The organism is Lentibacillus persicus (genome assembly GCF_900112705.1).
Lineage (GTDB): Bacteria > Bacillota > Bacilli > Bacillales > Amphibacillaceae > Lentibacillus > Lentibacillus persicus.
On the sequence record NZ_FOMR01000010.1, the window covers coordinates 14,492 to 40,510 of the forward strand.

The window sequence follows — 26,019 nt, forward strand, 5'->3', positions numbered from 1 at the left end:
CAATTAAAGGAGGGGAAGTAAATGAATAAACACATCGTTACGCTCCCGGGGGATGGAATTGGAAAAGAAATTATGGAATCGGCCAAACAGGTTCTGAACGCTGTCGGCAATGAATTTGGTCATGGATTTACCCTTCAGGAGCATGCAATCGGCGGCAGCGCCATTGATCAATATGATACACCTTTGCCTGAAGCAACACTTACAGCAAGTCAAAAGGCCGATGCTATTTTACTCGGTGCGGTAGGCGGTGAAAAATGGGATGCAATGCCTAAAGAAAAGCGGCCCGAAAAAGGTTTGCTGGGCATTCGCAAAGAACTTGGGTTGTTCGCTAATTTACGGCCTGTGAAAGGATTCCCATCGCTACTTCATGCTTCCCCGCTTAAAGAACATATCATTGATGGCAGTGATATTCTGATCATCCGTGAACTTACCGGCGGACTCTACTTCGGTCAGCCAAGCGAACGACGTGATAATGGAAACGAAGTGGTTGATACACTGCATTATCGGAAAGATGAGATGGAACGGATTATCGACAAAGCATTTCAAAGCGCCCGCTTGCGGAATCATCACGTGACATCGATTGATAAAGCGAATGTTTTGGAATCGAGCCGAATGTGGCGCGAAATCGTTGAGGAAAAGCGTCATGAATATCCGGATGTCACTGTTGAACACATGCTGGTTGACGCAGCAGCAATGAAGCTGATTACAGCGCCAAATCAATTTGATGTTATGGTAACTGAGAATATGTTCGGCGACATTTTAAGCGATGAGGCTTCGGTTTTGACCGGCTCGTTGGGCATGCTGCCATCAGCAAGTGTCCGGAGTGACGGTGTCGGCTTATACGAACCGGTTCATGGTTCCGCCCCTGACATTGCCGGAAAAGGCATCGCAAACCCGTTGGGCATGATTCTTTCAGTGGCATTAATGCTTCGTCACTCTTTCCAGATGGAAACAGAGGCAGCCGCTGTCGAACGGGCGGTTCGCGAATCTCTGGAGCAAGGTTATTATACAGCTGACTTGGATATGAAAAACGGACAAATTGCAGGCACCCGGCAAATGACCGCTGCTGTTATCGAAAATCTGACGGTTAAGAGTGTGTCTGACAGTATTTGTAATATGTATGTATAGGAGGTGTTGAAATGGGCAAACCGAAAACGATTATTGAAAAAATTTGGGAAAATCATATGGTTCACCAGGAACCGGAAAAACCGGATTTAATGTATATTGATTTGCATTTGGTTCATGAAGTGACATCTCCGCAGGCATTTGAAGGGTTGCGCCTGAACAACCGTAAAGTAAGGCGGCCGGATTTAACATTTGCGACAATGGACCATAATGTTCCAACGCAAAACAGGGATGTTATTAAAGATGAAATTTCCAAAAAGCAAATGGAAACGCTGAGAAAAAACTGTAAAGATTTTGGTGTACCATTGGCAGATATGTTCCATCCTGATCAGGGGATTGTTCACGTCATTGGTCCGCAGCTTGGGCTTACACAGCCTGGAAAAACAATCGTCTGCGGTGACAGTCATACGTCCACGCATGGTGCTTTTGGCGCGTTGGCATTTGGTATTGGCACGAGTGAAGTTGAGCATGTTTTAGCAACGCAGACGCTGTGGCAAAAACCGCCAAAAACATTGAACGTTCATGTGGAAGGAGACTTGGGGACCGGCGTGACCGCCAAAGACTTGATACTGGCGATTATTTCAAAGTTCGGTGTGCGATTCGGTACGGGGCATGTCATTGAATATACGGGCGAAGCTGTCCGAAATCTTTCAATGGAAGGCCGCATGACCGTTTGCAACATGTCGATTGAAGCTGGTGCAAGAGCCGGTCTGATCAGCCCTGATGAAACAACGGTTGAATTTCTGCGGGATAAACCACATGTCCCTCAGGGTGAAGCATTTGATGAAAAAGCAGAAGAATGGCTTTCCTTGGCCACTGATGAAGGTGCTGAATATGATCAGACGGTTACGATTAAAGCCGAAGAAATCGAACCGCAAGTATCGTGGGGAACAAACCCGGGCATGTGTGTACCGGTGAGCGGCAATACGCCGGCTGTAAATGAATCAGAGGACCCTGAAGATATCGAACGGGCATTGGAATACATGGGGCTTGAGGAAAATCAGGCAATCGAATCCATTGACATTGATCACGTTTTTATCGGCTCGTGCACAAACTCCCGGATTACTGACTTGCGTAAAGCCGCAAAAGTGGTCGAAGGTCATCAGGTCAACGATAATGTCAGAGCGATTGTGGTCCCCGGCTCATTCGGAACAAAGTTACAGGCCGAAAAAGAAGGGCTGGATTCGATTTTTAAAGAAGCCGGATTTGAATGGCGCGAGGCCGGGTGCAGCATGTGTCTGGCGATGAACGATGATGTGGTACCGCCCGGCGGACGCTGCGCATCAACATCAAACCGCAATTTTGAAGGCAGACAAGGAAATGGCGCCCGCACACATCTTGTCAGTCCGGAGATGGCGGCAGCCGCAGCTATTGAAGGCCATTTTGTCGACGTTCGCAAGTTTGCGTCGAACGTATACGCATAGGAGGTGTTGAACATGGAAGCGATTCAGGAACATGAAGGATTGACTGTGCCGTTAAACCGGTCAAACGTCGACACGGACCAAATCATACCGAAACAATTTTTAAAGCGGGTTGAACGGACCGGTTTTGGTCAGTTCCTCTTTTATAATTGGCGGTTTGATGAGGATGGAACAATGAGAGAGGATTTTGTGCTTAACGACCCGTCATTCCAGGAAGGATCCATCCTTCTTGCCGGTGAAAACTTCGGTTGCGGTTCTTCACGGGAACATGCGCCATGGTCGTTGCTTGACTATGGTTTCCGTGTTATCATTGCACCGAGCTTTGCAGACATTTTTTATAACAATGCGTTAAAAAATGGCATTATACCCATTCAAATGAATGAAGCGCAAGTTAAAAAGTGGATGGCGCAGGCCGAAAATGGCAACTTCGCATTAAAAGTTGATTTGGAAAAGCAGCTTATCATTGACAGTGAACAAAGCGTCCATTTTGACATTCCTGCCTTTCATAAGGATAATCTTATTAATGGATACGATGATATTGCCCTGACTTTGAAACATGAGGATAAAATTACGGCGTTTGAAAGTGCCGCTCACGTTTAGTGAATGATGCACACTTAGCCAACTAATTAAAGGAGAGTGACGAAATTGGGAATTGCTTAACAGGTGACCTCGTTGCTGAAGCCAGAGATCGCTTAGCAACAGTCGCTCACCGTACACCTATATTAAGATCAGCGACAACGGATTCGCTCGTTGGAAAACATGTTTATTTCAAAATGGAAAATCAGCAAAAAACCGGTTCGTTTAAATTTAGAGGCGCTACATTTAAATTGATGCAGTTGTCAAAAGAAAAACTGCAAAAAGGTGTGATTGCTGCATCTGCCGGAAATCATGCACAAGGTGTGGCGAACGCAGCTGCCAAATTAAATGCCAAAGCGACGATTTTCATGCCTGAAAAAACGCCTTCAGCTAAAGTGGATGCCACACGTGCCTATGGCGCTGAAGTTGTATTAACCGGGCAGTCTTTCCAGGAAGCGTATGATGCTTCAATGAAAAGACAACTGCAAACCGGAGCTGAATACATTCATCCATTTGATGATTATGATGTAATGGCCGGGCAAGGTACGGCTGCAGCAGAAATGCTTCAGCAGGAAGACAGAATTGATACCGTTCTGGTCCCTGTTGGCGGCGGTGGTCTGATCAGTGGTACAGCGGCAGCCGCAAAGTATATGAATCCAAAGATAAAAGTAATTGGTGTGCAGTCTGCCGGCGCACCGGCTATGTATCAGAGCTTCCATCATAATCGTGGTAAACAGCTTGATCATGTATCGACGATTGCGGAAGGTATCGCCGTTAAAAAACCGGGCGAACGCACATTGCCGCTGATCAATGAGTATGTTGATGACATTGTCACGGTAAGCGATGAAGAAATTGCGTCTGCCATTGTCTATATGCTCGAAAGGAACAAGACATTGCTGGAAGGAGCAGGCGCTGCAGCACTGGCCGCACTGTTATCCCAAGGCAGCCGATTAAAGTCCGACCACTGTGGTATTATCGTCAGTGGCGGTAACATGGACATCAGCACACTGCCAATGATCCAGCGGCTGTCGAATAAATTGCATCATTCAGCGTGATAATAAAAACCTGCACATACTTTTGTGCAGGTTTTTATTATTTCAAGCTGGATAGTAGGACCATTCAGCCTGCTATAAACCGATGTGAATTGAAATGAAAATAAATAAAGATATGCCCAGCCAAATATGGATCATGCGTTTTCTCCCAGTGGAACGAAACAATCGCATCCAACCGCTAACAACCATCGCAATTAATAAAATCCCCGCGATTAGACCACTTAACAGTTTCACATTATGCCAGGCGAACCCGAATAGATTGATTGTCAGGGAAGCATGAATCAATATGATAATAAGCGTTGTGGTGCCAATCCATCGGTGGTATGGCACGATTTTCTTTGATAAATTAGCAAGCTTAATTTTTGTTTGCCTGTTCGGTGTATTGCGGATGGTTGAAAACACCGCGTGCCGGGTCCAGTTAAACAAAAATAATAATAACCCTGCTGCTCCAAATATGACGTGGGCAGGAAAACGGCTATGTTCAGTGATTTGCCATATGCCTGCCGCCAGCAACAACAGGTTGAAGTAAAACCATTTGTTCATAGTGTCCTCCATCATCAAACTTATGTGAACAATTAATGGATTGATTGTATCACACAAATTGTGGTGAGGGATGTGTTGATCATCACAACTTGTGGTCAATGTCAGCGGCAACTATCGGTCGCACTTTTAATCTATTACTCAAACGTTCCTTCAAACAATGATTCTGTTAATGGACGGCGATCAGATGGCTGCTCCCGCTCCTGCAGTTTTTCATCCAGCGATTCTTTATCGCCCTGATAGCCGATAGCTACGAGTGCCTGAATATCAAACTCGTCTGGAATGTTTAACACTTCGCGTGCTTTATCCTTGTAGAATCCGCCCATGGCATGCGTCGCCACACCCAGCTTTGCAGCTTGCAATGAGAGATAACCCCAGGAAGCACCGGCGTCGAAAGCATGTGCGTTGTCCTCTTTGTCTGAGATAATTAAAGCCAGGACAGGCGCTTTTTCACACCATATTCGATTGCCATCCATTATAAAGGAATGAAATTTTTCTTTGTCTTCTTTTGTACGGGCAATAATAAAACGCCACGGCTGAATATTCATAGCAGAAGGTGCCCAGCGTGCCGCTTCAAATATATTCATTAGTACGTCATCATCTACTTCTTTTTCCAAAAATGATCGGGGCGACCAACGATTAAGAAAAATTGGATCAATGTCACGCTCTGTATGTCGAAACTGCTTGATGTCTGTTGCAATCATATGTAAATCCTCCTGTAGAAATTTGTAGCGATGTGAATCATTATAATGAAAAAATACTGAGAAATCAAAGTAATTAAATCAAAAAAGTCACTGTTAAATGCAATTGTTGTCATAAATAAAAAAGTAAAAACGAAAGGAACCGATTTTATGACAAAACTGTCTTCGCTTTAGCAAGTTAAACAAAACAAAAAAGCGTCATGACGTTCGTCATGACGCTTTTCTATATGGAGCATATCGGGCTCGAACCGATGACCTCATCGCTGCCAGCGATGCGCTCTCCCAACTGAGCTAATGCCCCGTTTGATTCCGATACTCATTATAGCACTTTTTAGCTGTTTTTCAAGGGACTCGAATTAATTTTAAATTTTATTACAATTATACAGTCTGTTATTGCCCGGGGAATATTGTCAGAATAACGCTGGGAGTGATAAAAGGTGTCGTAACGTGTTTTAATGGTGTTGGTTGCAATTTTCAGACAAGTAACTGAATCTGTGCTACAATTAAACTACTATATCATGGAAGAAAAATGTATAGATAATTAGAATAAGCAGGGGGACGTTTAATGCTGGACCAGCTGGGACTTAAACGCGTGACGCTTGATCTTCCGTTTCGGCTTGACCATGTAAACTGCTTCTTGGCAGAGGGAGCGAACGGATGGACGGTTATCGATGCCGGCTTGCATAATGAAGAAACAATTAAACGGTGGGATGAAGAGCTGAGCGGAAAAGACGTGAACCGTATTATCATCACCCATTATCATCCCGATCACTTTGGCTATGCCGGCGGTCTTCAGGCAAAGCTAGACAGCAGTGTTTACATGACAGAAACTGATTATAAAGCAGCTGAAAATGCATGGGATCAGCATTTTCTAAATGAGCTGGAAACTAACTATGAATTGGCGGGAATTCCTGAAGACGAGGCCGAAAAGATGCTCTCAAATACGAAAGCGTTTGTACCGATTGTGACGCCTTTTCCAAAAGTTGATCACTATTTTAAGGACGGTGAAACGGTTCGTATCGGGGCATTTGATTATGAAGTCATTGCAACGCCGGGACATTCTGACGGTTTAGTTACCTTTTACAATCGGGATAAAAATACACTTCTGTCAACGGATCATATTTTGCCAAAGATTACACCTAATATATCATACTGGTTTCACGGTGATCCGAATCCTTTAGGGAGCTATCTGGACTCGCTGGATAGAATTAAACAGCTTGATGCTGCGTTTGTCATACCATCACATGGGGACCCATTTCATGGAGCAAATGACAGAATTAATGAAATTAAGGCACACCACGCTGATCGATTGGATGAGACATTAGAGGCACTTGGCAATGGCGGCACCGTTTATCAGGTCTGTCAGCAGTTGTTCAAAAAAGAGCTCACTGTTCATGAAATGCGGTTTGCGGTTGGTGAAACGTTGGCTCATCTCGAGTATTTGCGCTACCGGAAAGCGTGTAAAAGAGCGTTAAATGCCGGTAAGTATTGGTACCAGTTGTGAGAAGTGTGGGATATGAAAAGTCTATTGAAACAGTTGCGGTCAATGCATGACTCTATCATAATAGGCGACGGGATTGTTGGCTTGATTACATAATGCAGCAATGTGCAAGTATTAAATTTTTTATTGATTTTAATCGGGGGTTTTAATGTGGATTTGAATTTGAACGATAAATCGGTTGTTGTGCTGGCTTCCAGTAAAGGACTCGGAAAAGCAACTGCCCGTCAGTTCGCTTCGGAAGGCGCCCGGGTGTTTTTGGCCAGTCGTGATGAAGATGCGCTGGAAAAAACGGCTGCGGAAATACGTGAAGAGACTGGTAATCCAAATGTGGCTTTCAGTGTTTGTGACATTAAAGATGCTGGTTCAATCAAGCAGTTAATCACAAAAGCAGTAAGCGCACACGGGCCGATCGACATACTGGTTAATAATGCGGGCGGACCACCGGCCGGTTCATTTGACGATATTGATGATGATGCATGGCAACATGCTTTTGAACTAAACCTGTTAAGTTTCACTCGGGCTATCAGGGAAGTGTTGCCCCATATGAGAAAGCAAGGCGGCGGCCACATTCTCAATTTTTCTTCCTCATCGATCAAGGAACCGATAGACGGGCTGATTTTATCCAACACATTCAGGGCCGGGATTATCGGACTTGCCAAAAGTTTATCACAGGAGCTGGCACCGGATAATATCCTGATAAACACAATTGGACCGGGGCGGATTGGCACGGATCGTGTTGATCATCTTGATAGTGTGAATGCTGAGAAACTAGGTATACCGATCGAAGACGTGAGAGAAGAGGCGAAAAACAAAATTCCATTGGGCCGTTACGGATCGCCTGAAGAATTTGCCAAAATTGCCGTTTTCCTTTGTTCCCAGGCAAATACTTATGTGACAGGTCAATCGTTCTTGATTGATGGCGGAATGGTGAAGGCGTTGTAGAAAAGATAAAAGGGGGTGAGGTTAATTTCTTTCCCCTCTTTATTCCGAAATTTTAAATAACCATTGACAAATAATTGTAAGCGTTTTATCATATTGTGTAACGGGTTACATAACATTAAAAATTTTTGCGATGAAATGTAACCCGTTACATATTTGAAAAGCTGAACAATGATGAGAGGGCTTATTATATGGCAACTATTCGTGATGTGGCTAAACTCGCAAACGTTTCAACAGCAACAGTTTCCAGAGTGATTAACAGTAATGGATATGTCAATGATGAAACAAAAAAGCGGGTTAAAGATGCCATTCAACAATTAAATTACCTGCCCAATGACGTGGCACGAAGTCTGTTTAAGGGCCGGTCAAAAATGATCGCGCTGTTCGTACCGGACATTACAAACCCCTTTTTTCCGGAGCTTGCTCGTGCTGTCGAGGATGTCACGAATCAGTACGATTACACATTTGTCCTTTGCAATACAGATAACGATATTGAAAAACAAATGGATTATTTGAATGCGCTGCAGCAAAAGTCGGTTGATGGCTTTATTATCGTTTCCAGTACAATTAAAAAGGAGCATCTGCAGCATATTCAAGTACCAATTGTGGCGCTTGACCGAATCATAAGTTCTGATATTTCATCTGTAACGGTTAATAACCGAAGCGGCAGCAGGCAGGTGGTTCAATATTTGAAATCAATTGGATGCCAAAGGATTGCACATGTTGCCGGTCCGGAACACGTAGACAACGCTATATACCGTATGCGGGGCTATCTTGATGAAGTAAAGGAAGAGGCCTGGTTTAACAGCAGCTATGTGGTGTCTGGGAAATATAATTTTGACGCAGCACGGGAAGCTGCCATGGCATTGTTAAGTGAATTACCGGAAGTCGATGGTATCTTTGCTGGGAATGACTTGATGGGTGCCGGTGTATTAAATGCAGCAGCGTCACTGGGAAAGAACGTACCTGGTGATTTGGCAGTGGCAGGCTTTGACGGTATTGCGATTGGGGAGACATTAACACCTACGCTGACAACAATGGCACAGCCGATTTATGAAATTGGTGCAAAGGCTGCCGAAATACTTATGACGCATATCCAGTCGCTTGAACATCACGTGACAGCAAAAGAGTATTCCGTCAAACTTATTGAGCGACAATCAACAATGAAGGGAGGGTTTTGATGAGTACTCAGCCAAATGTTTGTATTGTTGGAAGTATTAATATGGATCTGACAGTAACAACCGATAAGATGCCGATGCAGGGCGAAACTGTTCTGGGTCAGGATTTTTTTACCAATCCGGGGGGCAAGGGAGCTAATCAAGCTGTTGCTGCCGCTCGCATGGGAGCGAACGTGAAGTTTATTGGTGCTGTCGGTGATGATCCATTCGGTAAAACACTTCTTACAAATTTTACAAACGAGAACATCCGGACGGAAGGGATTGAAATTGTGCGTGATGCATCCACCGGAACGGCGACCATCATTCTATCCGAAAATGACAATCGGATAATTGTTGCATCAGGCGCAAACCAGTCTGTAACACCGGACCATGTCAGAAAGCATCGCAACCTGATAATTACAAGTGACTTGGTATTACTGCAGCTTGAAGTGCCGTTGGAGACTATTGTTGCAACAATGGAGATCGCCAAGGCCAATAATGTACCGGTTATTCTAAATCCTGCTCCTTATCAGCCGCTTCCGGAAGAAATCCTTAAAGCTGCGGCATACTTGACGCCAAATGAAATTGAACTGGCCTCAATGAAAGCGTCGCCATTGTTCACGTCCATTAAGGATAAATTAATTGTTACACGCGGTGATAAAGGTGTGTCCTTCGCTGAACATGGTATTGAACGGGAAATTAGCGGTCACAGTGTCCAGGTGATTGATACAACTGGCGCCGGGGATACGTTTAATGGTGCCTTGGCGGCAGAGTTGGCCGGTGGTACAGAACTGGCGGATGCGGTAACCGCAGCAAATGCTGCAGCTGCGATTTCTGTTTCCAAAACTGGCGCACAGGCTGGAATGCCGGTAAAAGAAGACATCCAGGGATTTTTGCATGAAAGGAACATGTCCGAATGAAGAAAACAGGAATTCTAAATCGCGAAATTGCGTCGGTTTTAGCTGGGATGGGGCATACCGATACACTCATCATTGCAGATTGCGGGCTGCCGATTCCGGATAACACCGCTGCGATTGATCTATCAGTGAAACTAGGTACCCCGGATTTTCGAACGGTCCTTGAGGCTGTCGCAGAGGATATGGTGATTGAAGAAATGACGCTTGCAGAAGAGGTGAAGACGTCAAATCCCGTACTTCATACGCAAGTGACAAAGGATTATGCCGATATTCCCCTCCAGTATATTGCACATGAAAATTTGAAGCAGGAAACAAATCATGCCAAAGCTGTTATCCGTACTGGCGAAGCGACACCGTTTGCCAATGTGATTTTAAAGTCAGGTGTCATTTTCTAATGAAAGACGGGGTGAAATCATGGTGACTACACCTTTTGTAGAAATGAACGGGATAAGTAAATCTTTTTCAGGCAACCGCGTGTTAAAAGAGGTGGACTTTTCGATCGATAAAGGCGAAGTGCATGCGCTCGTTGGGGAAAACGGTGCTGGTAAATCGACGCTGATAAAAATACTGACCGGAATTCATAAACGGGACGATGGCATGATCAGGATTAATGGACAGGAAGTTCATTTTTCTCATCCGAAACAGGCGGAGCAGAAAGGAATTATGGTGATTCACCAGGAATTGAATATCATTCCGCATCTCACGGTTACCGAAAACATGTTTCTAGGTAAAAATATGACGTATGGCAAAACCGGCATCCTCAATACAAAGGCGATGAAAATACAATGTGAAGAAAACCTGCGAAAATTAGGGGTTTCAAACATTGACCCGGGTGATATAGCAGGTGATTTATCAGTCGGCAAGCAGCAGATGGTTGAAATTGCCCGTGCCATATCAACGAATGCTGAGCTGATTGTAATGGATGAACCAACTGCTGCGCTGACAGATCGGGAAATTGACAATCTCTTTGATGTTGTGGAGTCGTTACGGAAACAAGGTGTTGCAGTCATTTATATTTCACACCGGATGGAGGAGATTTTCAGGATTTGTGACCGTATTACTGTTTTGCGGGATGGCGAATATGTCGGGACAGAGAACATTCAGGATGTTGACTTTGATGCCATTGTCAAAATGATGGTGGGCCGTGAACTTGGCAATCGATTTCCCCAGCGCGATCATCGTCCCGGTGATGTGATATTTGAAGCGAGGAACCTGACTAGAAAAGGCTTGTTTGAGGATATCAGCTTTTCGGTAAAAAAAGGGGAGATTCTGGGAGTTGCCGGGTTAATGGGGGCAGGGCGCTCTGAAATTATGGAAACGATTTTTGGCTACACCGAAAAACAAAACGGCAGTATATACTTGGACGGTCAGGAGCTAAGCATCAAACACCCTTCAGATGCCATTAAAGCTGGGATCGGCTTTATTACGGAAGACCGGAAATCAAAAGGATTGCTAACTGATTTCTCCATAGGGGATAATATCTCGCTGACGAATTTGAAGTCCATTTCCAGTAATGGCGTCATTTCAGCAAATAGAGAACACCAATTGGTTGCCGAGCTAATGGATCGGTTAACTGTTAAGGCTACCGGTGCAGAACAGGAAACCAAGGCGTTGAGCGGTGGTAACCAGCAAAAAGTCGTGATCGCTAAATGGCTCGGCATAAAGCCAAAACTGCTTATTTTGGATGAGCCAACAAGGGGTGTTGATGTTGGTGCCAAAAAGGAAATTTATACAATCATGAATGAGCTGACCAAAAGTGGTGTAGCAGTCATCATGGTTTCATCAGAACTGCCGGAGATATTGGGTGTCAGTGATCGGATCATGGTCATTCATGAAGGAAAAATAGCAAAAATCATCGATCGTGAAGAAGCGGATCAGGAGAAAATTATGACTGCTGCTGCAGGGGGTGAGTAAGTTGAAATGGAAGGAATCGCTTTTTAAAGATTTTTCTAAATTAGGTCCATTGATTGGTCTCATTATCATGGTGATTTTTCTTGGTTTTATGAGTGATAGCTTTTTTACATTGGATAATATTTTTAATCTGCTGCGGCAAATCTCCGTTAATGCCCTGATAGCATTTGGTATGACGTTTGTGATCCTGACTGCAGGTATCGATTTATCCGTTGGGTCTCTGCTGGCATTGGGAAGTGCGTTAACGGCAGGTCTTCTGGCAGGTGGTATGGATCCCGTTCTAGCTGTTCTGTTGGGGCTTATAATTGGATTAGGATTAGGCGCTGTAAACGGCCTGATCATCACGAAAGGAAAAGTTGCGCCGTTTATTGCGACGCTTGCTACCATGACCATTTACCGCGGGGCAACACTTGTTTATACAGACGGCCGGCCGATCACAGGTTTATCAGACAGTTTTGCGTTTGAAATGATTGGCCGCGGCTATGTTTTTGGTGTGCCGTTCCCGGTGATTCTGATGCTTGCTGTTTTTGTAATTCTTTACTTTGTTCTCAAAAAAACCGTGTTTGGCCGTCAGGTGTACGCGGTAGGCGGAAATGAAGAAGCTTCAATTCTGTCTGGTATAAAGGCTGATCGTGTGAAAATAGGCGTTTATTCCCTGACCGGGATGCTATCTGTTTTGGCCGGGATTATTTTGACAAGCCGGCTTAACTCGGCCCAGCCTACTGCCGGGGAAATGTTTGAATTAGATGCAATTGCAGCAGTCGTTATTGGTGGTACCAGCCTGATGGGAGGACGCGGGCGGATTACTGGCACATTGATCGGTGCCCTGATTATAGGTGTTATCGATAATGGCCTGAATCTGATGAATGTCTCATCATTCTATCAGCAGATTGTAAAAGGTGGCGTCATACTGCTTGCTGTATTATTGGATAGAAAATCTAACTAATTATTTTAAGGAGGAATTTTTATGACTAAATGGTTGAAGCGAATGGGGATTTTGGCGGTATTACTGTTGGTTGTCAGTGCTTGTTCTACTGAAAGTCCTGGTTCAGATGACGGGAAGGATTCATCATCTGAAGGCGAATCGGATGACTCGGTAAAAGTCGGGCTTTCCATTTCGACACTGAACAATCCCTTTTTTGTTACGTTACGTGATGGTGCAGAGTCTGCAGCAGAAGAAGCGGGGTATGAGATTGTTGTAACAGATGCCCAGGACGATGCATCATCACAATTAAGTGACATTGAAGATTTACTGCAGCAAAATATTGATGTTCTGCTTGTAAACCCTGTTGATTCGGAGGCTGTTGTTACGGCTGTTGAATCTGCCAATTCACAAGATGTACCGGTTATCACGGTTGACCGGAGTGCAGATGGCGGCGAAGTCGTTACCCATATTGCTTCCGATAACGTGGCAGGTGGCGAAATGGCTGGTGAATATATTGCGGAAGAATTAGACGAGAGCGGTAAAATGGTTGAATTGCAGGGTGTGCCCGGCGCTTCGGCTACGAATGAACGGGGAGAAGGTTTCCATAATGTTGTAGATGAAATGGATGATCTTGAAGTTGTTGCCCAGCAATCCGCCAACTTTAACCGTTCTGAAGGTCTGAATGTGATGGAAAATATCCTTCAAAGTACAGAGGAGGTCGATGCTGTTTTTGCCCACAATGATGAAATGGCGCTTGGTGCAGTTGAGGCACTTGAATCGAATGGCATGCTTGATGATGTAACAGTTGTCGGTTTTGATGCAACAGACGATGCTGTTGCAGCTGTTGAAGAAGGGACCATGGATGCAACAATTGCGCAACAGCCTGTGCTGATTGGTGAAAATGCAATTGATGCTGTTGGGTCTGTCGTAAATGATGAGTCATTGGATGAATTTATTCCGGTAGAATTAGAACTGGTTACTGAATAACAATTAATAAGGTCACTTCATATCAATGAGGTGGCCTTTGTTATGTTTTTTACTTCTTCAGGAATTCTTCTGAAGTGTCGACAGTTATTGTCTGAAACATGTATGGTTTAGGGAACTTAGGGGGAGCCTACAGGTGACAAACGACTCAAAAATCATACATGTGGTGATATAAATGAAACCTCTAATTTTGACAATTTTATTTTGTGTTATGATTTTCCTGACGCCTGGTCTGGCCAAAGCAGAAGCTGAGCCGATTGAAGAAGAACCAAAGCAGCATAATTGGGAAGTGTACAGCACCCATTATGAAACGGTTGAAGCCGGAACGCACACGTTTACATATTGGAAAAATTTCATTGAAAAACGCCGCACATGCCAGATATCCCATAAAGTCAAAACGGTTGTATATTATTGCAGTCGGCATGATCATACTGATTCAAAAATTACATTTGAAGAAACACTTCATAGTGAAAAACATAGTGATCACTACTGAAATGGCGGACGTACAGGTGCAGGTTGTTTGCAGGCTGTACTTTCAGTCTGCCAGCCGGATGACGCTTTTCTTATGTGCCTTCTAACCCTTCTCTATGCATGATTGCGTTTTCATAAGACTTTATAGTAAACTAGTATTGGATTGAACCAAATTACCACGAGGAGGTTATATTTTGGTACTACCTTATAAGCATGAGCCATTTACAGATTTTACAGATAAGCAAAACAGGGCTGATTATGAATCCGCTCTCAAAAAAGTAGAAAGTGAATTGGGACAAGACTATCCGCTGGTTATCGGCGGTGAAAAAGTTTATACGGATAATAAGTTTGATTCAATAAATCCTGCTAATAAATCGCAAGTTATCGGCAGATCATCCATGGCTGCGACCGAACACATTGACAAGGCCATGGAAGAAGCTAAAAAAGCCTTTAAAGAATGGAAAAAATGGACGGCAGAAGAACGTGCGGAGGTGCTCTTCAAAGCGGCAGCTATTACACGCCGTCGTAAGCATGAAATTTCGGCATGGATGTCGTATGAAGCGAATAAGCCCTGGGGACAGTCTGATGCAGACACCGCAGAAGCCATTGATTTTATGGAGTACTATGGCCGTCAAATGCTCCGCCTTGGACAGGGTCGGGAAATTAATGACCGTCCAGGCGAAAATAATACGTTCTTCTATCAACCGCTGGGCCCTGGTGTCACCATACCACCATGGAACTTTGCTTTTGCAATTGTGACCGGCACAACTGTTGGTCCAATCGTAGCCGGGAATCCGGTATTAATGAAACCGTCTGAAAACACGCCGGTAGTTGCTTATAAGTTAGTTGAGATTTTAGAAGAAGCTGGTCTGCCAAAAGGGGTTCTTAATTTTGTGCCTGGTGATCCTGCTGAAATTGGTGACTACCTCGTTGATCATAAAGATACCCATTTCGTTAACTTTACGGGATCAGTTCAAACTGGTAAACGCATTTACAACCGGGCGTCGGTTGTTCAGGAAGGCCAGAAGCATTTGAAACGTGTAGTTGCTGAAATGGGCGGTAAGGACACCATTATCGTTGATAACGATGCAGATCTTGACCTTGCTGCGAAATCGATTGTTGATTCAGCATTTGGTTTCCAGGGTCAAAAATGTTCAGCATGCTCACGGGCAATTGTGCATCAGGACGTTTATGATGAAGTTCTGGAAAAAGCAATTGAAAAAGCGAAAGCCTATACAACCGGCAACCCCGGCGAGGAAGATGTGCCGATGGGTGCCGTCGTGAATCAAAAACAATTTGATAAAATCAAAGAATACATTGAAATCGGAAAACAGGAAGGTGAACTCGCGTACGGCGGGGAAACGGATGATTCCAAAGGGTACCATGTATCGCCAACCATCTTTAAGGACATGGATCCGGAGGGACGGATTATGCAGGAAGAAATCTTTGGACCGGTTGTTGGTTTTGCCAAAGCTAAGGATTTTGATGAACTTCTTGAGCTCGCCAACAATACGGACTACGCACTGACCGGAGCCGTTATATCCAATAACCGTGCCCATTTGAACCGTGCCCGTTATGAATTCGAAGTTGGAAATCTGTATTTCAACCGTGGCTGCACAGGCTCAATCGTCGGCTATCAGCCATTTGGAGGATTCAAAATGTCCGGAACAGACGCCAAAGCCGGCGGACCGGATTACCTCTTGAACTTCCTGGCACCAAAAACTGTGACGGAATCGTGGTAAGTAAACAAAAGCTAAAATTATAAAATGAGCGGCGGTTTTTGGAACTGCCGCTCATTTTTTGTGTTGAACATTTCGGTAGCGAGACTGTTGGTGCCCATAGCAGGAGTTGATTTGATGTCGTTTTTTCTAGCGCATAAATATTTGTATTTTTTTAAATAATGTAACTGAGATAATTTGATCTGTGCAATCCATCTTCCTTGGGTGTCTCTACAAAACTCTAGATAATGGCATTGGATTTTGCTCCCCTAGCGGTAAAGGTGAAAGTCCAATTTTTCCTCCATAGCAAAAAACTTGACGGACCATGCTCTGCACGGTTGATCTCAATTTCCAAGCGGCCGTCCTTTTAAATAAGCTTCTAAATGTTACCACTGTTTACAACATATTGATCGCTTGGCTAAGAGCACTTTTGGCAGCACACGAGATGTCTGTGCCTGAAGTCTTGAGCAACCTCCCACACTGGTTGGCTGTGCTACATACGCTTAACACAGCGTGGTTGGGGGACTTGCCATTTTTTAATCTATTTACAATGTCAAACAGTAAGCATTCCCAAAAATTGTTATATTTAATATTGTAATTAAATGAAAACATCCATAGAACAAATTTAAAAGTGGTCAATAGCTTCCTCTTTACAAGATAGGAGTAAGCGTCGAATAAAATATGCGTATTAACCGTAACTCATTGATGTGATAATCGTCTTAGAGATTCATCTAAGAGATTTTTTCGATGATCCAAAAAGAAAAAGAATAATGGTAAACACGGTATGATGCCTGGAAAGAAAGTGGGCAAATCGATTATGGAGAGGAGCCGGAACCAAGACGTCAAAAGTCAACAAAATTATTATTGGATTCAAGCATTGCCTGACTTCGCATAATGTACTACGGGAGTGAAAACAAAAGAAGGGTTGGCCTTCTGTAAGCCGCTTCTACACGCTCAAGTTCTTCCCGAGGTATTAAATATCCCAATGTTTTCCAAAAAGGCGTATTCACCCGATTTGCGACATTGTCTATACATTTACTAGGTATGTATGATTTGGCTGCACCATGAGTACGTGTTTACCGCAAGATTTATATTTTACACGAGATATTCTGGCATGAAGTAAAGTTTGTTATCGCTAAAAATCAAGATGTCACAATGTGCGATTTTGGTCTTGAATATTGAATTTTATACCCTGGTTTTCCCAGTTAGGGCATGTAAATTCAAAACCTTCTAGTTGTTCGATATAACAAACAAAGTGCGATGAGAATATATTAATACTTCACTTTAAAACTTTTCATAAAGTTTACACTTCCGGATATTTTGGGGTTTTAATTCAGTATACGCCTCTAGATATTATAAAACCTGTTTTTTAGCAATAAGTTATTAATTTTCTTGAATTTTGCTTATAACGCCAACTCTCTAATCCTTTCTAGTTAAAATATTAATTCACTGGTACACAAATTAATATATTAGTAGGTTTTCGAAAAGAATTTTTTTTCTAAATAAACTTTACAATTAGAAAAATTTGTAGTATGTTATATGTAAACGTTTTCTAAAGAATAAAATGAAGGTGAATTTATTTGAAAAGAAAAACTATTAGCGACATTGCTAAGCTTGCTAACACCTCTACAGCAACTGTTTCAAGAGTTTTAAACAATAGTAACTATCCCGTTTCAGAAAGCCTAAGAAAAAAAGTATTGAATTCTGCAACAGAGTTAAAATATGTTCCTAATCTTGCAGGAAAACAACTTAAAACAAACGAGAGTAATGAAATAGGGGTTATAATTCCAAGTATATCAAATCCTTATTATGCTAAATTAATTTCAGGAATTGAATATGTGGCAAGCAGATGGAACAAGTATATACTTCTGTGCAATACTAACGAGGATTCTGATTTAGAAAAGAAATATTTAGAGTACCTTTGCCAAAAGCAAGTAAATGGGGTGATAATATCTTCAATTGGAGAAAATACAGATTACTTAGAATATATGAAAAAAATTGGAATTGATATAGTAGCATTTGAACAAGATATTGACTTGGAATGTACCAAAGTAAACTTTAATTATTACAGAGGAGGCTATCTCGCGGCAAAACATTTAATTAATAACGGACATAATGACATTGGTTTTATCAGTGCTCCATTAAATAGACATAGCAGAAATAAAGTGTTTAGCGGTTTTATGGAGTGTTTAAAAGAATATAATATAACTCCAAATGATAATTTTATAAAAATTGGTCTAGATGAAAAAAAGATTACTGATACAGTATTTGAATATAATAACGGTCGAAAAATTATTGCGAGTTTATTAGACAAAAAGGCTGAAAATGGTTTGCCAAGTGCCATATTTTGTATTAACGATATGACTGCCATCGGAGTTATGCAAAACTTGATGGAAAACAATATTAAAGTACCAGATGATATATCGGTAATGGGCTTTGATAATATCGATATTTGTGAAATGATCACTCCTTCTTTGTCCACAATAGACCAAAAAACTTTTCAAATGGGAGAATTAGCTGCTCAAACATTAATCCACATAATCAAAGAAGAGGAATCAATACCCGTTTCTAAATTATTAGAGCCTTATTTAGTTCAAAGAAGCTCTACTAAAATATTAAAAAGCGCAGCTAGAAAAAGTACAAATTACCAGTTAGAACTATAGGAAGGTCAAAAAAACTTCTTATATTTTTAAAATCAAAAGTAAACGTTTACTAGAAAGGGGGATCTAGTTAACCGCAGTTTGTTAAATAATCAGCTTTAAAACGAAGGGAGATTATATTATGAAAAAGTTCTTACCACTTATGTTTATTGTTTTTATTGCAGTAATTATCGGGGGCTGCTCCCAATCTGGAAGTGGAGAAGAGTCGGGAGAGCCAGAAGAAGTAGTGTTAAGGCTCGCAGAGAATCAACCTGAAAATAATCCGGTTACCATTGCAATGAAAGAGTTTTCGGATATAGCTGAACAAAAATCTGACGGCGAGGTAAAGATTGAAGTTTATCCAAATGCCCAACTAGGAGAGGAAACTGAAAATATTGACCAGGTCCAATCAGGAGAATTAGATATGGCAAGAGTAAACTCAGTTCCAGTAAGTCAGGTTGTAGGAGAGTTAAGTGTATTTACGCTTCCATATATATTTACTGATCAAGAACATAAATATCGAGTCCTTGACGGGGAAATAGGAAAGGAAGTTTCAGAAAAATTCAAAGACCATGATTTAATAAACTTTGGGTATTTAGAAGCTGGGAGTAGGAATTTCTATACTACTGAGAAACCCATAAAATCAGTAGAGGATATGGAAGGAATGAAGATTAGAGTGCAACCCTCAGATATATCGGTACAAATGGTGGAATTACTGGGAGCTGTTCCAACCCCAATGGATTATGGAGAGGTTTTCTCATCACTACAAACTGGAGTAATAGACGGAGCAGAAAATGACTTTGTTAGCTATCATACTTCAGGTCACTATGAAGTAGCACCATACTATACGCTTGATGGTCATTTAAGCCCACCAGCTTTGATTATTATGAATAAGGATACTTGGGAAGGTTTATCCGAAAAACACCAGAATGTGATTTCAGAAGCAGCTGATGAGGCGATAGAATTTGAAAGAGAGGAAATGAATAAAAGCCAAGAAGAGTTTAGAAAAGAGGTTGAGGAAGCCGGCACTGAAATATTTGAAGTTGATGTAGAAGAGTTTCAAGAAGCAGTAAGCCCTATTTACGAAGAAATGTCAGAATATGAAGAACTAATAGAAAGAGTGAGGGAGGAATAATAGAAGTAAAAAGTTAACTAGAAGTTGTGATTGATATAAAATTAATCAGTCACAACTTCTAGTTAACTAAGGAGTGATATAAAATTAAAACATTTGAGAAAGCTTTAAACCAGTTTATATATATATTAGACTTACTTCTCGGAGTTATACTATTCTTGATGCTGTTTATTATATTTAGTCAAGTAGTATTGAGATATGTATTTAATTCCCCTTTAATATGGGCTGAGGAAGTGACTATGATCCTTCTTGTATGGTATGGATACCTTGCTATTAGTAAATTAGTCAAAGATAATGGTCATATATCGATAGAATATTTTTACTCTTTGGCTAACAAAGTAATACAAAAATATCTAGATGTTTTTGTATGCATATTATTAATTATCTTTTCAATACTTATGGTTAAATTCGGATTTGAGATGGTGTCCAATTCAATCGGTAAGAATTTTCCTGCCTCCCACTTGCCAAGGGTTATATTAAATTTACCAATACTTATTTCTGGATTGATAATAGTTGTATTTTCAGTAAATAATATTTTAAAAATATTATTAAAGTATGAAGTGGGTGGTGAAGATTAGATGGAAGGAGCTTTAATATTATTTAGCTTGCTATTCATTTTAATGTTTCTAAAGGTACCGATAGCATTTGCCTTAGGAATGTCGTCGGTTCTGACAGCATTAGTGTTTGATATTCCTCTGTTATTACTTTTTCAAAATATGGTTAGTGGGATAAACAATTTTACATTTTTAGCAGTCCCTTTTTTTATCCTCGCTGCTCAAATAATGACAGATGGTGAAATCAGTGACAAAATCATGAACCTTGCTAAAGTTATTGTAGGGAAGATACGTGGTGGAACAGCTATGGTTAATGTTACATCAAGTATGTTTTTTGGGGGAGTGTCAGGTTCCTCAGTAGCCGATGTGTCTTCTATAGGCTCAATGCTAATACCAGCGATGAAAAAGCAAGGCTATGACAGTGACTATAGCGTTGCTGTTACTGTTACTTCCTCTGTTCAAGGGGTTATTATTCCTCCAAGTCAAAATATGATTTATTTTGCACTAGCTGCTGGTGGTATATCGATTGGTGATTTATTTATAGCTGGGATATTTCCAGGAGTTATTTTGGGAATTTCTTTACTGATTGTTACATATGTACTTGCAGTTATTAGAAAGTATCCTAAAGGACAAAGCTTTTCATTAAAAGAAAGCTTAAAAATAGCAAAAGATGCTATTCTTGGGATGGTAACCGCTTTAATAATCATAGGAGGTATAATATTCGGGGTCTTTACAGCGACGGAATCAGCAGCTGTGGCTGCAGTTTATGCGCTTATTATTACTGTTTTTGTATATAAAAATATGTCAATAAAGAAAGTGAAAAATATCTTATTTTCTTGCTCAAAAACAGTTGGGATGATTGTAGCAATAATTGCTACTTCGTCTGCTTTTGGGTATGTTATGGCGTATTTAAGGATCCCGGATCAGGTAACAACATTTTTCTTAAATATATCTAATAATCCGTTAATTCTTACGCTTTTAATACTTTTCTTATTGATTTTACTTGGTATGTTTATGGATATGGGCGTCCTTATTTTATTAGTAACGCCAATCTTGTTACCAGTTGCTACAGAGATAGGTATTGATCCGATACACTTCGGGGTGATTATGGTCTTAACTTTAGGAATAGGATTATGCACACCTCCAGTAGGCACTTCGCTGTTTGTTGGCTGTGCTATTGGAGAATTACCAATTGAAAAATCAATTAAAGCTTTACTGCCATTTTATTTTGTTATGATAATGGCGGTATTAATAATTACGTTTATTCCAGAAATATCTTTATGGTTGCCCAGTGTAATAAATTAATATAAGTTTATGTGCTAAAGCGTATATTATTACTACTGCAAATTATATAGTAGTTTTAACATAAAATAAAATTAGGGGGGCAAAAGAAGAAAAGGTAGTACATTATCAAATATATATAATATTGGAGGATTTTAAAATGGATATTATAAAAGCTAAAGATGCTCAAGAATTGGGAAAGAAAGCAGCAGAATTAACTGCAAATTATTTAAATGATGCTATTAATAAAAAAGGACAAGCAAGATTACTATTGGCTACTGGAAAATCTCAACTGACCACTCTTCAAGAATTATTGAAACAGAAAGTTGAGTGGAAACACGTTGAAGTTTTTCATTTAGATGAATATATAGGTCTTACAAGGGAACATGCTGCTAGTTTCCAAAAGTATATAGCGGAGAGATTTGTTGATAAATTAGAACTAAAAAAGGCTCACTACATAAGTGGGGATGAAGATGCAGAGAAAACAATAAAAAATCTCACAAACGAAATTCGCACAAGTCCTGTAGATGTGGCTCTTGTTGGTATCGGGGAAAATTCTCACATAGCTTTCAATGACCCACCAGCTGATTTTCAAACTAAAGAAGCCTTTATAAGAGTTAAGCTGGATGAGGTTGCTAGGGAACAGCAAGTTAAAGAAGGATGGTTTAGCTCTATAAATGATGTGCCCACTGAAGCAATAACAATGACGGTTTATCAGATAATGCAGAGTGAGAAAATAATTTCGTGTGTACCATATAAATCCAAAGCTAAAGCTGTAAAAAGAACATTGGAATCTGATTTGACTAATGAAATACCTGCTACAATCTTAAAAAGACACAACAATTGGTCTTTATTCTTAGATGAAGATTCCTCTTCATTATTATAATATTAGCACAAAATTTTTATTAGCTATTTATTGGAAGAAATCAAAAAATATGGTGACAAAATAGAGGAACGCTTGTATTTAACTACTATAGCTGACACCTGTTAATAAGATGGCTTTAATAGAAAAATAAAATTGAATTCTAATCCATTTGCTAAAGTGGATAAAGAAAAAAGTATCTTTCCCTATAGTTAGTATGTCGTACCTCTGTGTGTTACTAAAATGTAAATTGGATTCTGAAATATAACATGTTTGGAAATGTTAAGTGTACAAACAAAAAAGAGAGGAGGCGTCAGAGATTTCAAATCAAATAGAGGGTATACATTATAAAACGAATGAACCAATTAATGTGTATATTGAAAATGGAAAGATAAAAGAAATAAAGAAGCTATATTCGAATAGGAATACTAAAGAATTAGATATTATAGCTCCAGGGCTAATAGATCTACAAATAAATGGATTTAAAGGGATTGACTTTAATAACGACCCCTTAAAATTAATAGAATGGGAAACTGTAACAAAGGAATTGTCAAAACATGGATTAACCTCATTTTACCCAACAATCATCACTAATTCGTTTGAGAATTTACAAAAAATTTTTCAATTAAATTATGAGTATTTAAGTAAGAGGTTTGAAAATAGCAATCTAATACAAGGTTTCCATCTAGAAGGTCCTTATATTTCTAAAGAAGACGGGCCTCGTGGAGCCCATAACATTAATTACGTCCGTTCACCTAATCTGATTGAATTTAAAAAATTACAAGAAACTTCAGGTAATCTTATTAAAATATTAACTATATCACCTGAGTGGTCTACCTCAAATGATTTTATAAAAGAAGTTACTAAGACGGGTACTAAAATTGCACTAGGACATACGAGTGCGTCAGAAAACCAAATCAATCAAGCAATTCAGAGTGGAGCTTTATTTTCAACACACCTTGGGAACGGAACACATACTACCCTACCAAGGCATAACAACTATTTATGGGATCAGTTAGCCGCAGAGGAATTATCAGCATCTGTAGTTGCAGATGGACATCACTTACCCCTTAACTTACTTAAGATTTTTAACAAAGTAAAAAAGGAGAAAATGTTTTTAGTCAGTGATTCTGTGGCATTGGCTGGGTTAGAACCTGGAGAGTATGAGACATTTGTAGGTGGAAAAGTACGGTTAACACATGAAAGAAAATTGCATCTGCATGATAATTCTAATATCTTGGCTGGGTCAGCAAAGTCCTTAATTGAGGGAGTATCACATTTAGTAAATAATCATATTTGTAGTCTTGCTGAAGCGTTAGATAAGGCTTCCGTAATACCAGCAAGTATAATGAATCTCCCTCAAAAATATGGAGTTACTGAAGGAAGTCCCGCAGATTTAATTCAAATTAGAGATGTTAATGGAATTATACAAATTACGAAAACTATAAAAAAAGGTCAAGTAATTTACGAGGGATCATAGTTACCTTCCATGTAATATATTGAAATGAAAAGAACTATTAGTGTGAAAAACTCAAAGGTTGATCGTTTCAAAAACTCTTAAGCTGCCGCCGCATTGACTTCCCAGGAAGAGAATTCTCACGCGATAACCGGCCCGAGTTCAAGGTGAATACAGAGTAGTACCTATATATTTCGAAACTGCGTTAGAGTTTCATTTGGATGTAGGCTTTAACCATGCTAGACGAGCTGAAGATATCACCTATGGAACAGAGGAAAGGATAGTTGTTACAAAAGCAATCCACTCCTACTGGTTAGATGGGGGTGAGCGGTAACTCTTTGATAAAGAAAACAATAATTGTACAGGATCAATGTACGGTGCTCCATATTGGAACGAAGTTGAACATATTTCAGATGCAACCTCAAAGGGGGAATCCGATTTAAAACAAGATCTTTGTTAATAGTATTGAAAAATCAGTTGATAGGGAAACTAGACGATAAAAATTATGTTGGATTTTTACTTTTATTATGTATTAATTGATAATAAATTAGTTAGGTCACTACAAAGGATAACATTAAAAACCTTAGCAATGCTAAGCTGATATGGAAGTTGTCACCTTTGGATTAATAAAATTGTATGAGGGTGGATTGAAAACATGGAAAAATTAATACCAATTATTGAACTGCTAAAGCAAGGTAAAGTAGCAGTAGATACAACTGATGTCAAAGTATATGAAAAGTCGAACACAAAACATGATAATGTTCAAATGCTAATGGTAAAACTGGAATCTAACAAATATATTTTAGCGGTTGGAAGCGGCCCTTTATATGATGAGTTAACTGGTGAAGAGGTAATCAAAAAAGGGAAGGTTTGTTCGCTCACCCATGAAAATCGCCTTGTATTAAATCGTTATTTTGATTACACGGTGCCTCGTGCATTTGGTACGAAAGTAGCCACGATTGGTTTAGGGGATCGTTTGGGTTTAGCTTCTCCAGGGCATATTGAGACAGTTAGAGATAGAAACGTTAGCCCCGTTTTAGCTCAACAAAGTATCCGCGAATTGTCGCTTACAAATAGAACAATGAATGATATATTGGATGCGGCAGCTTTTGCAGTTTTTCAAGAAGGATATGAAGATGGATACGGTGCAGACGGTGATCATATAAAAGAAGAGTCTGATATTAGGCATGCATTATCACTGGGTATGTCAATGATTACCTTGGATTGCTCAGAACAAATTGATAAAACCGCCGAAGAAGCTTCATCTGAAACCGTTCAAATTGAGTATAATAAATTACCGGAAGATATTAAGATTCGGTACGAAGATCACTACTTAAATAAAACATTTCAAGTTAATGGGCTATCGCTTACGTTTGATAATATATCATTAATGAGAAATGTTCTACTTTATCATACAGCCATTAAGTATATGACTCATGTATATAATAAATATATAAGTAAAGAAAATCGGCCAATAGACTTTGAAATTTCAATTGACGAAACAGAAACAATAACATCACCTCTTTCACACTTTTTTGTTGCAAATGAATTATCACAAAAAAATGTAAAGCTTGTTAGTCTTGCACCAAAGTTTTGCGGAGAATTCCAAAAAGGAATCGATTATATTGGGGACCTTGAACAATTTGAGAAGGAACTGAGTGAGCATGCTTTAATTGCAGAACATTTTGGATATAAATTAAGTATCCATTCAGGTAGTGATAAGTTTAAAGTTTTTCCAATTATCGCTAAGTATACCAAAGGTGTTTTCCATGTGAAAACAGCAGGTACAAATTGGCTTGAAGCGATACGGGTAATTGCTAAAACAAATCCGTCATTTTATCGAAAAATGCATGAATTTGCCTTGGAACATTTTGAAGAAACACTGAAGTACTATCATGTAACACCAGACTTGGATGGGGTTCAACCACTGGAAAATGTTGCAGATACTGACCTTCCAGATTACATGAATGACGATGCGGCCAGACAATTATTTCATGTTACGTATGGTCTGATTTTGACACACAAAGATGACAGCGGGGACTATGTATTCAAAGATGATTTTTTCAAAATGCTGAGCAAACATGAGACAGAATACACAGACGAACTTGTTCGCCATATTGGACGGCATGCTGATATGCTTGGATTATAATATTATAG

At 40.3% G+C, this 26,019-nt stretch carries 23 protein-coding genes and 1 tRNA gene; 21 read left to right on the forward strand and 3 right to left on the reverse strand.

What is annotated here, in order from left to right:
• Window positions 1-21: 21 nt before the first annotated feature.
• Genes leuB through ilvA form a run of 4 tightly spaced genes read left to right on the forward strand, consistent with a single transcriptional unit; the run spans window position 22 to window position 4,177 of the window.
• Window positions 22-1,128 carry a 3-isopropylmalate dehydrogenase gene (gene leuB, locus BMZ22_RS13050; protein ID WP_090086323.1) on the forward strand — a complete coding sequence of 369 codons (1,107 nt, stop codon included), beginning with the start codon at window positions 22-24 and terminating at the stop codon, window positions 1,126-1,128.
• An 11-nt stretch (window positions 1,129-1,139) separates the two neighbouring features.
• Entirely contained in the window at window positions 1,140-2,549 is a 1,410-nt protein-coding gene (gene leuC, locus BMZ22_RS13055) for a 3-isopropylmalate dehydratase large subunit (RefSeq protein ID WP_090086325.1), read from the forward strand.
• A 12-nt stretch (window positions 2,550-2,561) separates the two neighbouring features.
• Window positions 2,562-3,146 (forward strand): 3-isopropylmalate dehydratase small subunit, encoded by a 585-nt coding sequence (gene leuD / locus BMZ22_RS13060; protein ID WP_090086327.1) that lies wholly within the window; start codon window positions 2,562-2,564, stop codon window positions 3,144-3,146.
• A 44-nt stretch (window positions 3,147-3,190) separates the two neighbouring features.
• Complete coding sequence (gene ilvA, locus BMZ22_RS13065; RefSeq protein WP_090086329.1) at window positions 3,191-4,177, forward strand: threonine ammonia-lyase; 987 nt, start codon at window positions 3,191-3,193, stop codon at window positions 4,175-4,177.
• A 72-nt stretch (window positions 4,178-4,249) separates the two neighbouring features.
• On the opposite strand, the gene BMZ22_RS13070 is transcribed toward ilvA, so the two are convergent.
• The 3 genes from BMZ22_RS13070 to BMZ22_RS13080 all read right to left on the reverse strand — a co-directional run bounded on the left by BMZ22_RS13070 (window position 4,250) and on the right by BMZ22_RS13080 (window position 5,716).
• Window positions 4,250-4,717: a hypothetical protein gene (locus BMZ22_RS13070; protein WP_090086331.1), complete on the reverse strand. Its 468-nt coding sequence runs from the start codon at window positions 4,715-4,717 to the stop codon at window positions 4,250-4,252.
• 134 nt (window positions 4,718-4,851) lie between these two features.
• Window positions 4,852-5,418 (reverse strand): nitroreductase family protein, encoded by a 567-nt coding sequence (locus tag BMZ22_RS13075; protein WP_090086333.1) that lies wholly within the window; start codon window positions 5,416-5,418, stop codon window positions 4,852-4,854.
• Window positions 5,419-5,643: 225 nt separating this feature from the next.
• A tRNA-Ala gene (locus BMZ22_RS13080) sits at window positions 5,644-5,716 on the reverse strand.
• 264 nt (window positions 5,717-5,980) lie between these two features.
• On the opposite strand from BMZ22_RS13080, the gene BMZ22_RS13085 reads away from it, so the two are divergent.
• From BMZ22_RS13085 to BMZ22_RS13165, 17 genes are all read left to right on the forward strand, one after another.
• Window positions 5,981-6,919, forward strand: coding sequence for an MBL fold metallo-hydrolase (locus BMZ22_RS13085; RefSeq protein WP_090086335.1), 939 nt, complete (start codon window positions 5,981-5,983; stop codon window positions 6,917-6,919).
• 147 nt (window positions 6,920-7,066) lie between these two features.
• Window positions 7,067-7,858: an SDR family oxidoreductase gene (locus tag BMZ22_RS13090; protein WP_090086337.1), complete on the forward strand. Its 792-nt coding sequence runs from the start codon at window positions 7,067-7,069 to the stop codon at window positions 7,856-7,858.
• A 188-nt stretch (window positions 7,859-8,046) separates the two neighbouring features.
• Window positions 8,047-9,036: a LacI family DNA-binding transcriptional regulator gene (locus BMZ22_RS13095; RefSeq protein ID WP_090086340.1), complete on the forward strand. Its 990-nt coding sequence runs from the start codon at window positions 8,047-8,049 to the stop codon at window positions 9,034-9,036.
• Window positions 9,036-9,932, forward strand: a complete 897-nt coding sequence (gene rbsK, locus BMZ22_RS13100) for a ribokinase (protein WP_090086342.1) — start codon at window positions 9,036-9,038, stop codon at window positions 9,930-9,932. The genes BMZ22_RS13095 and rbsK overlap by 1 nt, the downstream gene beginning before the upstream one ends.
• Window positions 9,929-10,324: a D-ribose pyranase gene (gene rbsD, locus BMZ22_RS13105; protein WP_090086344.1), complete on the forward strand. Its 396-nt coding sequence runs from the start codon at window positions 9,929-9,931 to the stop codon at window positions 10,322-10,324. The genes rbsK and rbsD overlap by 4 nt, the downstream gene beginning before the upstream one ends.
• A 19-nt stretch (window positions 10,325-10,343) precedes the next feature.
• Window positions 10,344-11,843: a sugar ABC transporter ATP-binding protein gene (locus BMZ22_RS13110; RefSeq protein ID WP_090086346.1), complete on the forward strand. Its 1,500-nt coding sequence runs from the start codon at window positions 10,344-10,346 to the stop codon at window positions 11,841-11,843.
• A 67-nt stretch (window positions 11,844-11,910) separates the two neighbouring features.
• Window positions 11,911-12,786, forward strand: coding sequence for an ABC transporter permease subunit (locus BMZ22_RS13115; protein WP_245745431.1), 876 nt, complete (start codon window positions 11,911-11,913; stop codon window positions 12,784-12,786).
• A 21-nt stretch (window positions 12,787-12,807) separates the two neighbouring features.
• A complete protein-coding gene (locus BMZ22_RS13120) occupies window positions 12,808-13,752 on the forward strand; it encodes a D-ribose ABC transporter substrate-binding protein (RefSeq protein WP_090086351.1) in 945 nt (314 codons plus the stop codon).
• Window positions 13,753-13,924: 172 nt separating this feature from the next.
• Window positions 13,925-14,242, forward strand: coding sequence for a hypothetical protein (locus BMZ22_RS13125; protein ID WP_090086353.1), 318 nt, complete (start codon window positions 13,925-13,927; stop codon window positions 14,240-14,242).
• Between the two features lie 172 nt (window positions 14,243-14,414).
• Window positions 14,415-15,962: an L-glutamate gamma-semialdehyde dehydrogenase gene (gene pruA / locus BMZ22_RS13130; RefSeq protein ID WP_090086355.1), complete on the forward strand. Its 1,548-nt coding sequence runs from the start codon at window positions 14,415-14,417 to the stop codon at window positions 15,960-15,962.
• A gap of 1,556 nt (window positions 15,963-17,518) precedes the next feature.
• The gene (locus tag BMZ22_RS13135) at window positions 17,519-18,601 is read left to right on the forward strand and encodes a LacI family DNA-binding transcriptional regulator (protein ID WP_090086357.1); all 1,083 of its coding nucleotides are present in this window, start codon (window positions 17,519-17,521) and stop codon (window positions 18,599-18,601) included.
• A 118-nt stretch (window positions 18,602-18,719) separates the two neighbouring features.
• Window positions 18,720-19,712: a TRAP transporter substrate-binding protein gene (locus BMZ22_RS13140; protein ID WP_090086359.1), complete on the forward strand. Its 993-nt coding sequence runs from the start codon at window positions 18,720-18,722 to the stop codon at window positions 19,710-19,712.
• Window positions 19,713-19,870: 158 nt separating this feature from the next.
• Window positions 19,871-20,287, forward strand: a complete 417-nt coding sequence (locus BMZ22_RS13145) for a TRAP transporter small permease (protein ID WP_218144060.1) — start codon at window positions 19,871-19,873, stop codon at window positions 20,285-20,287.
• A complete protein-coding gene (locus BMZ22_RS13150; RefSeq protein ID WP_090086363.1) occupies window positions 20,288-21,568 on the forward strand; it encodes a TRAP transporter large permease in 1,281 nt (426 codons plus the stop codon).
• 136 nt (window positions 21,569-21,704) lie between these two features.
• Window positions 21,705-22,430: a glucosamine-6-phosphate deaminase gene (locus tag BMZ22_RS13155; RefSeq protein WP_090086365.1), complete on the forward strand. Its 726-nt coding sequence runs from the start codon at window positions 21,705-21,707 to the stop codon at window positions 22,428-22,430.
• A 262-nt stretch (window positions 22,431-22,692) separates the two neighbouring features.
• Complete coding sequence (locus tag BMZ22_RS13160) at window positions 22,693-23,886, forward strand: N-acetylglucosamine-6-phosphate deacetylase (protein ID WP_090086367.1); 1,194 nt, start codon at window positions 22,693-22,695, stop codon at window positions 23,884-23,886.
• A gap of 631 nt (window positions 23,887-24,517) precedes the next feature.
• Window positions 24,518-26,011 (forward strand): tagaturonate epimerase family protein, encoded by a 1,494-nt coding sequence (locus BMZ22_RS13165; RefSeq protein ID WP_090086370.1) that lies wholly within the window; start codon window positions 24,518-24,520, stop codon window positions 26,009-26,011.
• Window positions 26,012-26,019: the final 8 nt, after the last annotated feature.

Coding starts and splice junctions, on each gene's coding strand:
- leuB (WP_090086323.1), top strand. CDS start 22: ATGAATAAACACATCGTTACGCTCCCGGGGGATGGAATTGGAAAAGAA.
- leuC (WP_090086325.1), top strand. CDS start 1,140: ATGGGCAAACCGAAAACGATTATTGAAAAAATTTGGGAAAATCATATG.
- leuD (WP_090086327.1), top strand. CDS start 2,562: ATGGAAGCGATTCAGGAACATGAAGGATTGACTGTGCCGTTAAACCGG.
- BMZ22_RS13070 (WP_090086331.1), bottom strand. CDS start 4,717: ATGAACAAATGGTTTTACTTCAACCTGTTGTTGCTGGCGGCAGGCATA.
- BMZ22_RS13075 (WP_090086333.1), bottom strand. CDS start 5,418: ATGATTGCAACAGACATCAAGCAGTTTCGACATACAGAGCGTGACATT.
- BMZ22_RS13085 (WP_090086335.1), top strand. CDS start 5,981: ATGCTGGACCAGCTGGGACTTAAACGCGTGACGCTTGATCTTCCGTTT.
- BMZ22_RS13095 (WP_090086340.1), top strand. CDS start 8,047: ATGGCAACTATTCGTGATGTGGCTAAACTCGCAAACGTTTCAACAGCA.
- rbsK (WP_090086342.1), top strand. CDS start 9,036: ATGAGTACTCAGCCAAATGTTTGTATTGTTGGAAGTATTAATATGGAT.
- rbsD (WP_090086344.1), top strand. CDS start 9,929: ATGAAGAAAACAGGAATTCTAAATCGCGAAATTGCGTCGGTTTTAGCT.
- BMZ22_RS13110 (WP_090086346.1), top strand. CDS start 10,344: ATGGTGACTACACCTTTTGTAGAAATGAACGGGATAAGTAAATCTTTT.
- BMZ22_RS13115 (WP_245745431.1), top strand. CDS start 11,911: ATGGTGATTTTTCTTGGTTTTATGAGTGATAGCTTTTTTACATTGGAT.
- BMZ22_RS13120 (WP_090086351.1), top strand. CDS start 12,808: ATGACTAAATGGTTGAAGCGAATGGGGATTTTGGCGGTATTACTGTTG.
- BMZ22_RS13125 (WP_090086353.1), top strand. CDS start 13,925: ATGAAACCTCTAATTTTGACAATTTTATTTTGTGTTATGATTTTCCTG.
- BMZ22_RS13140 (WP_090086359.1), top strand. CDS start 18,720: ATGAAAAAGTTCTTACCACTTATGTTTATTGTTTTTATTGCAGTAATT.
- BMZ22_RS13145 (WP_218144060.1), top strand. CDS start 19,871: ATGCTGTTTATTATATTTAGTCAAGTAGTATTGAGATATGTATTTAAT.
- BMZ22_RS13150 (WP_090086363.1), top strand. CDS start 20,288: ATGGAAGGAGCTTTAATATTATTTAGCTTGCTATTCATTTTAATGTTT.
- BMZ22_RS13155 (WP_090086365.1), top strand. CDS start 21,705: ATGGATATTATAAAAGCTAAAGATGCTCAAGAATTGGGAAAGAAAGCA.
- BMZ22_RS13165 (WP_090086370.1), top strand. CDS start 24,518: ATGGAAAAATTAATACCAATTATTGAACTGCTAAAGCAAGGTAAAGTA.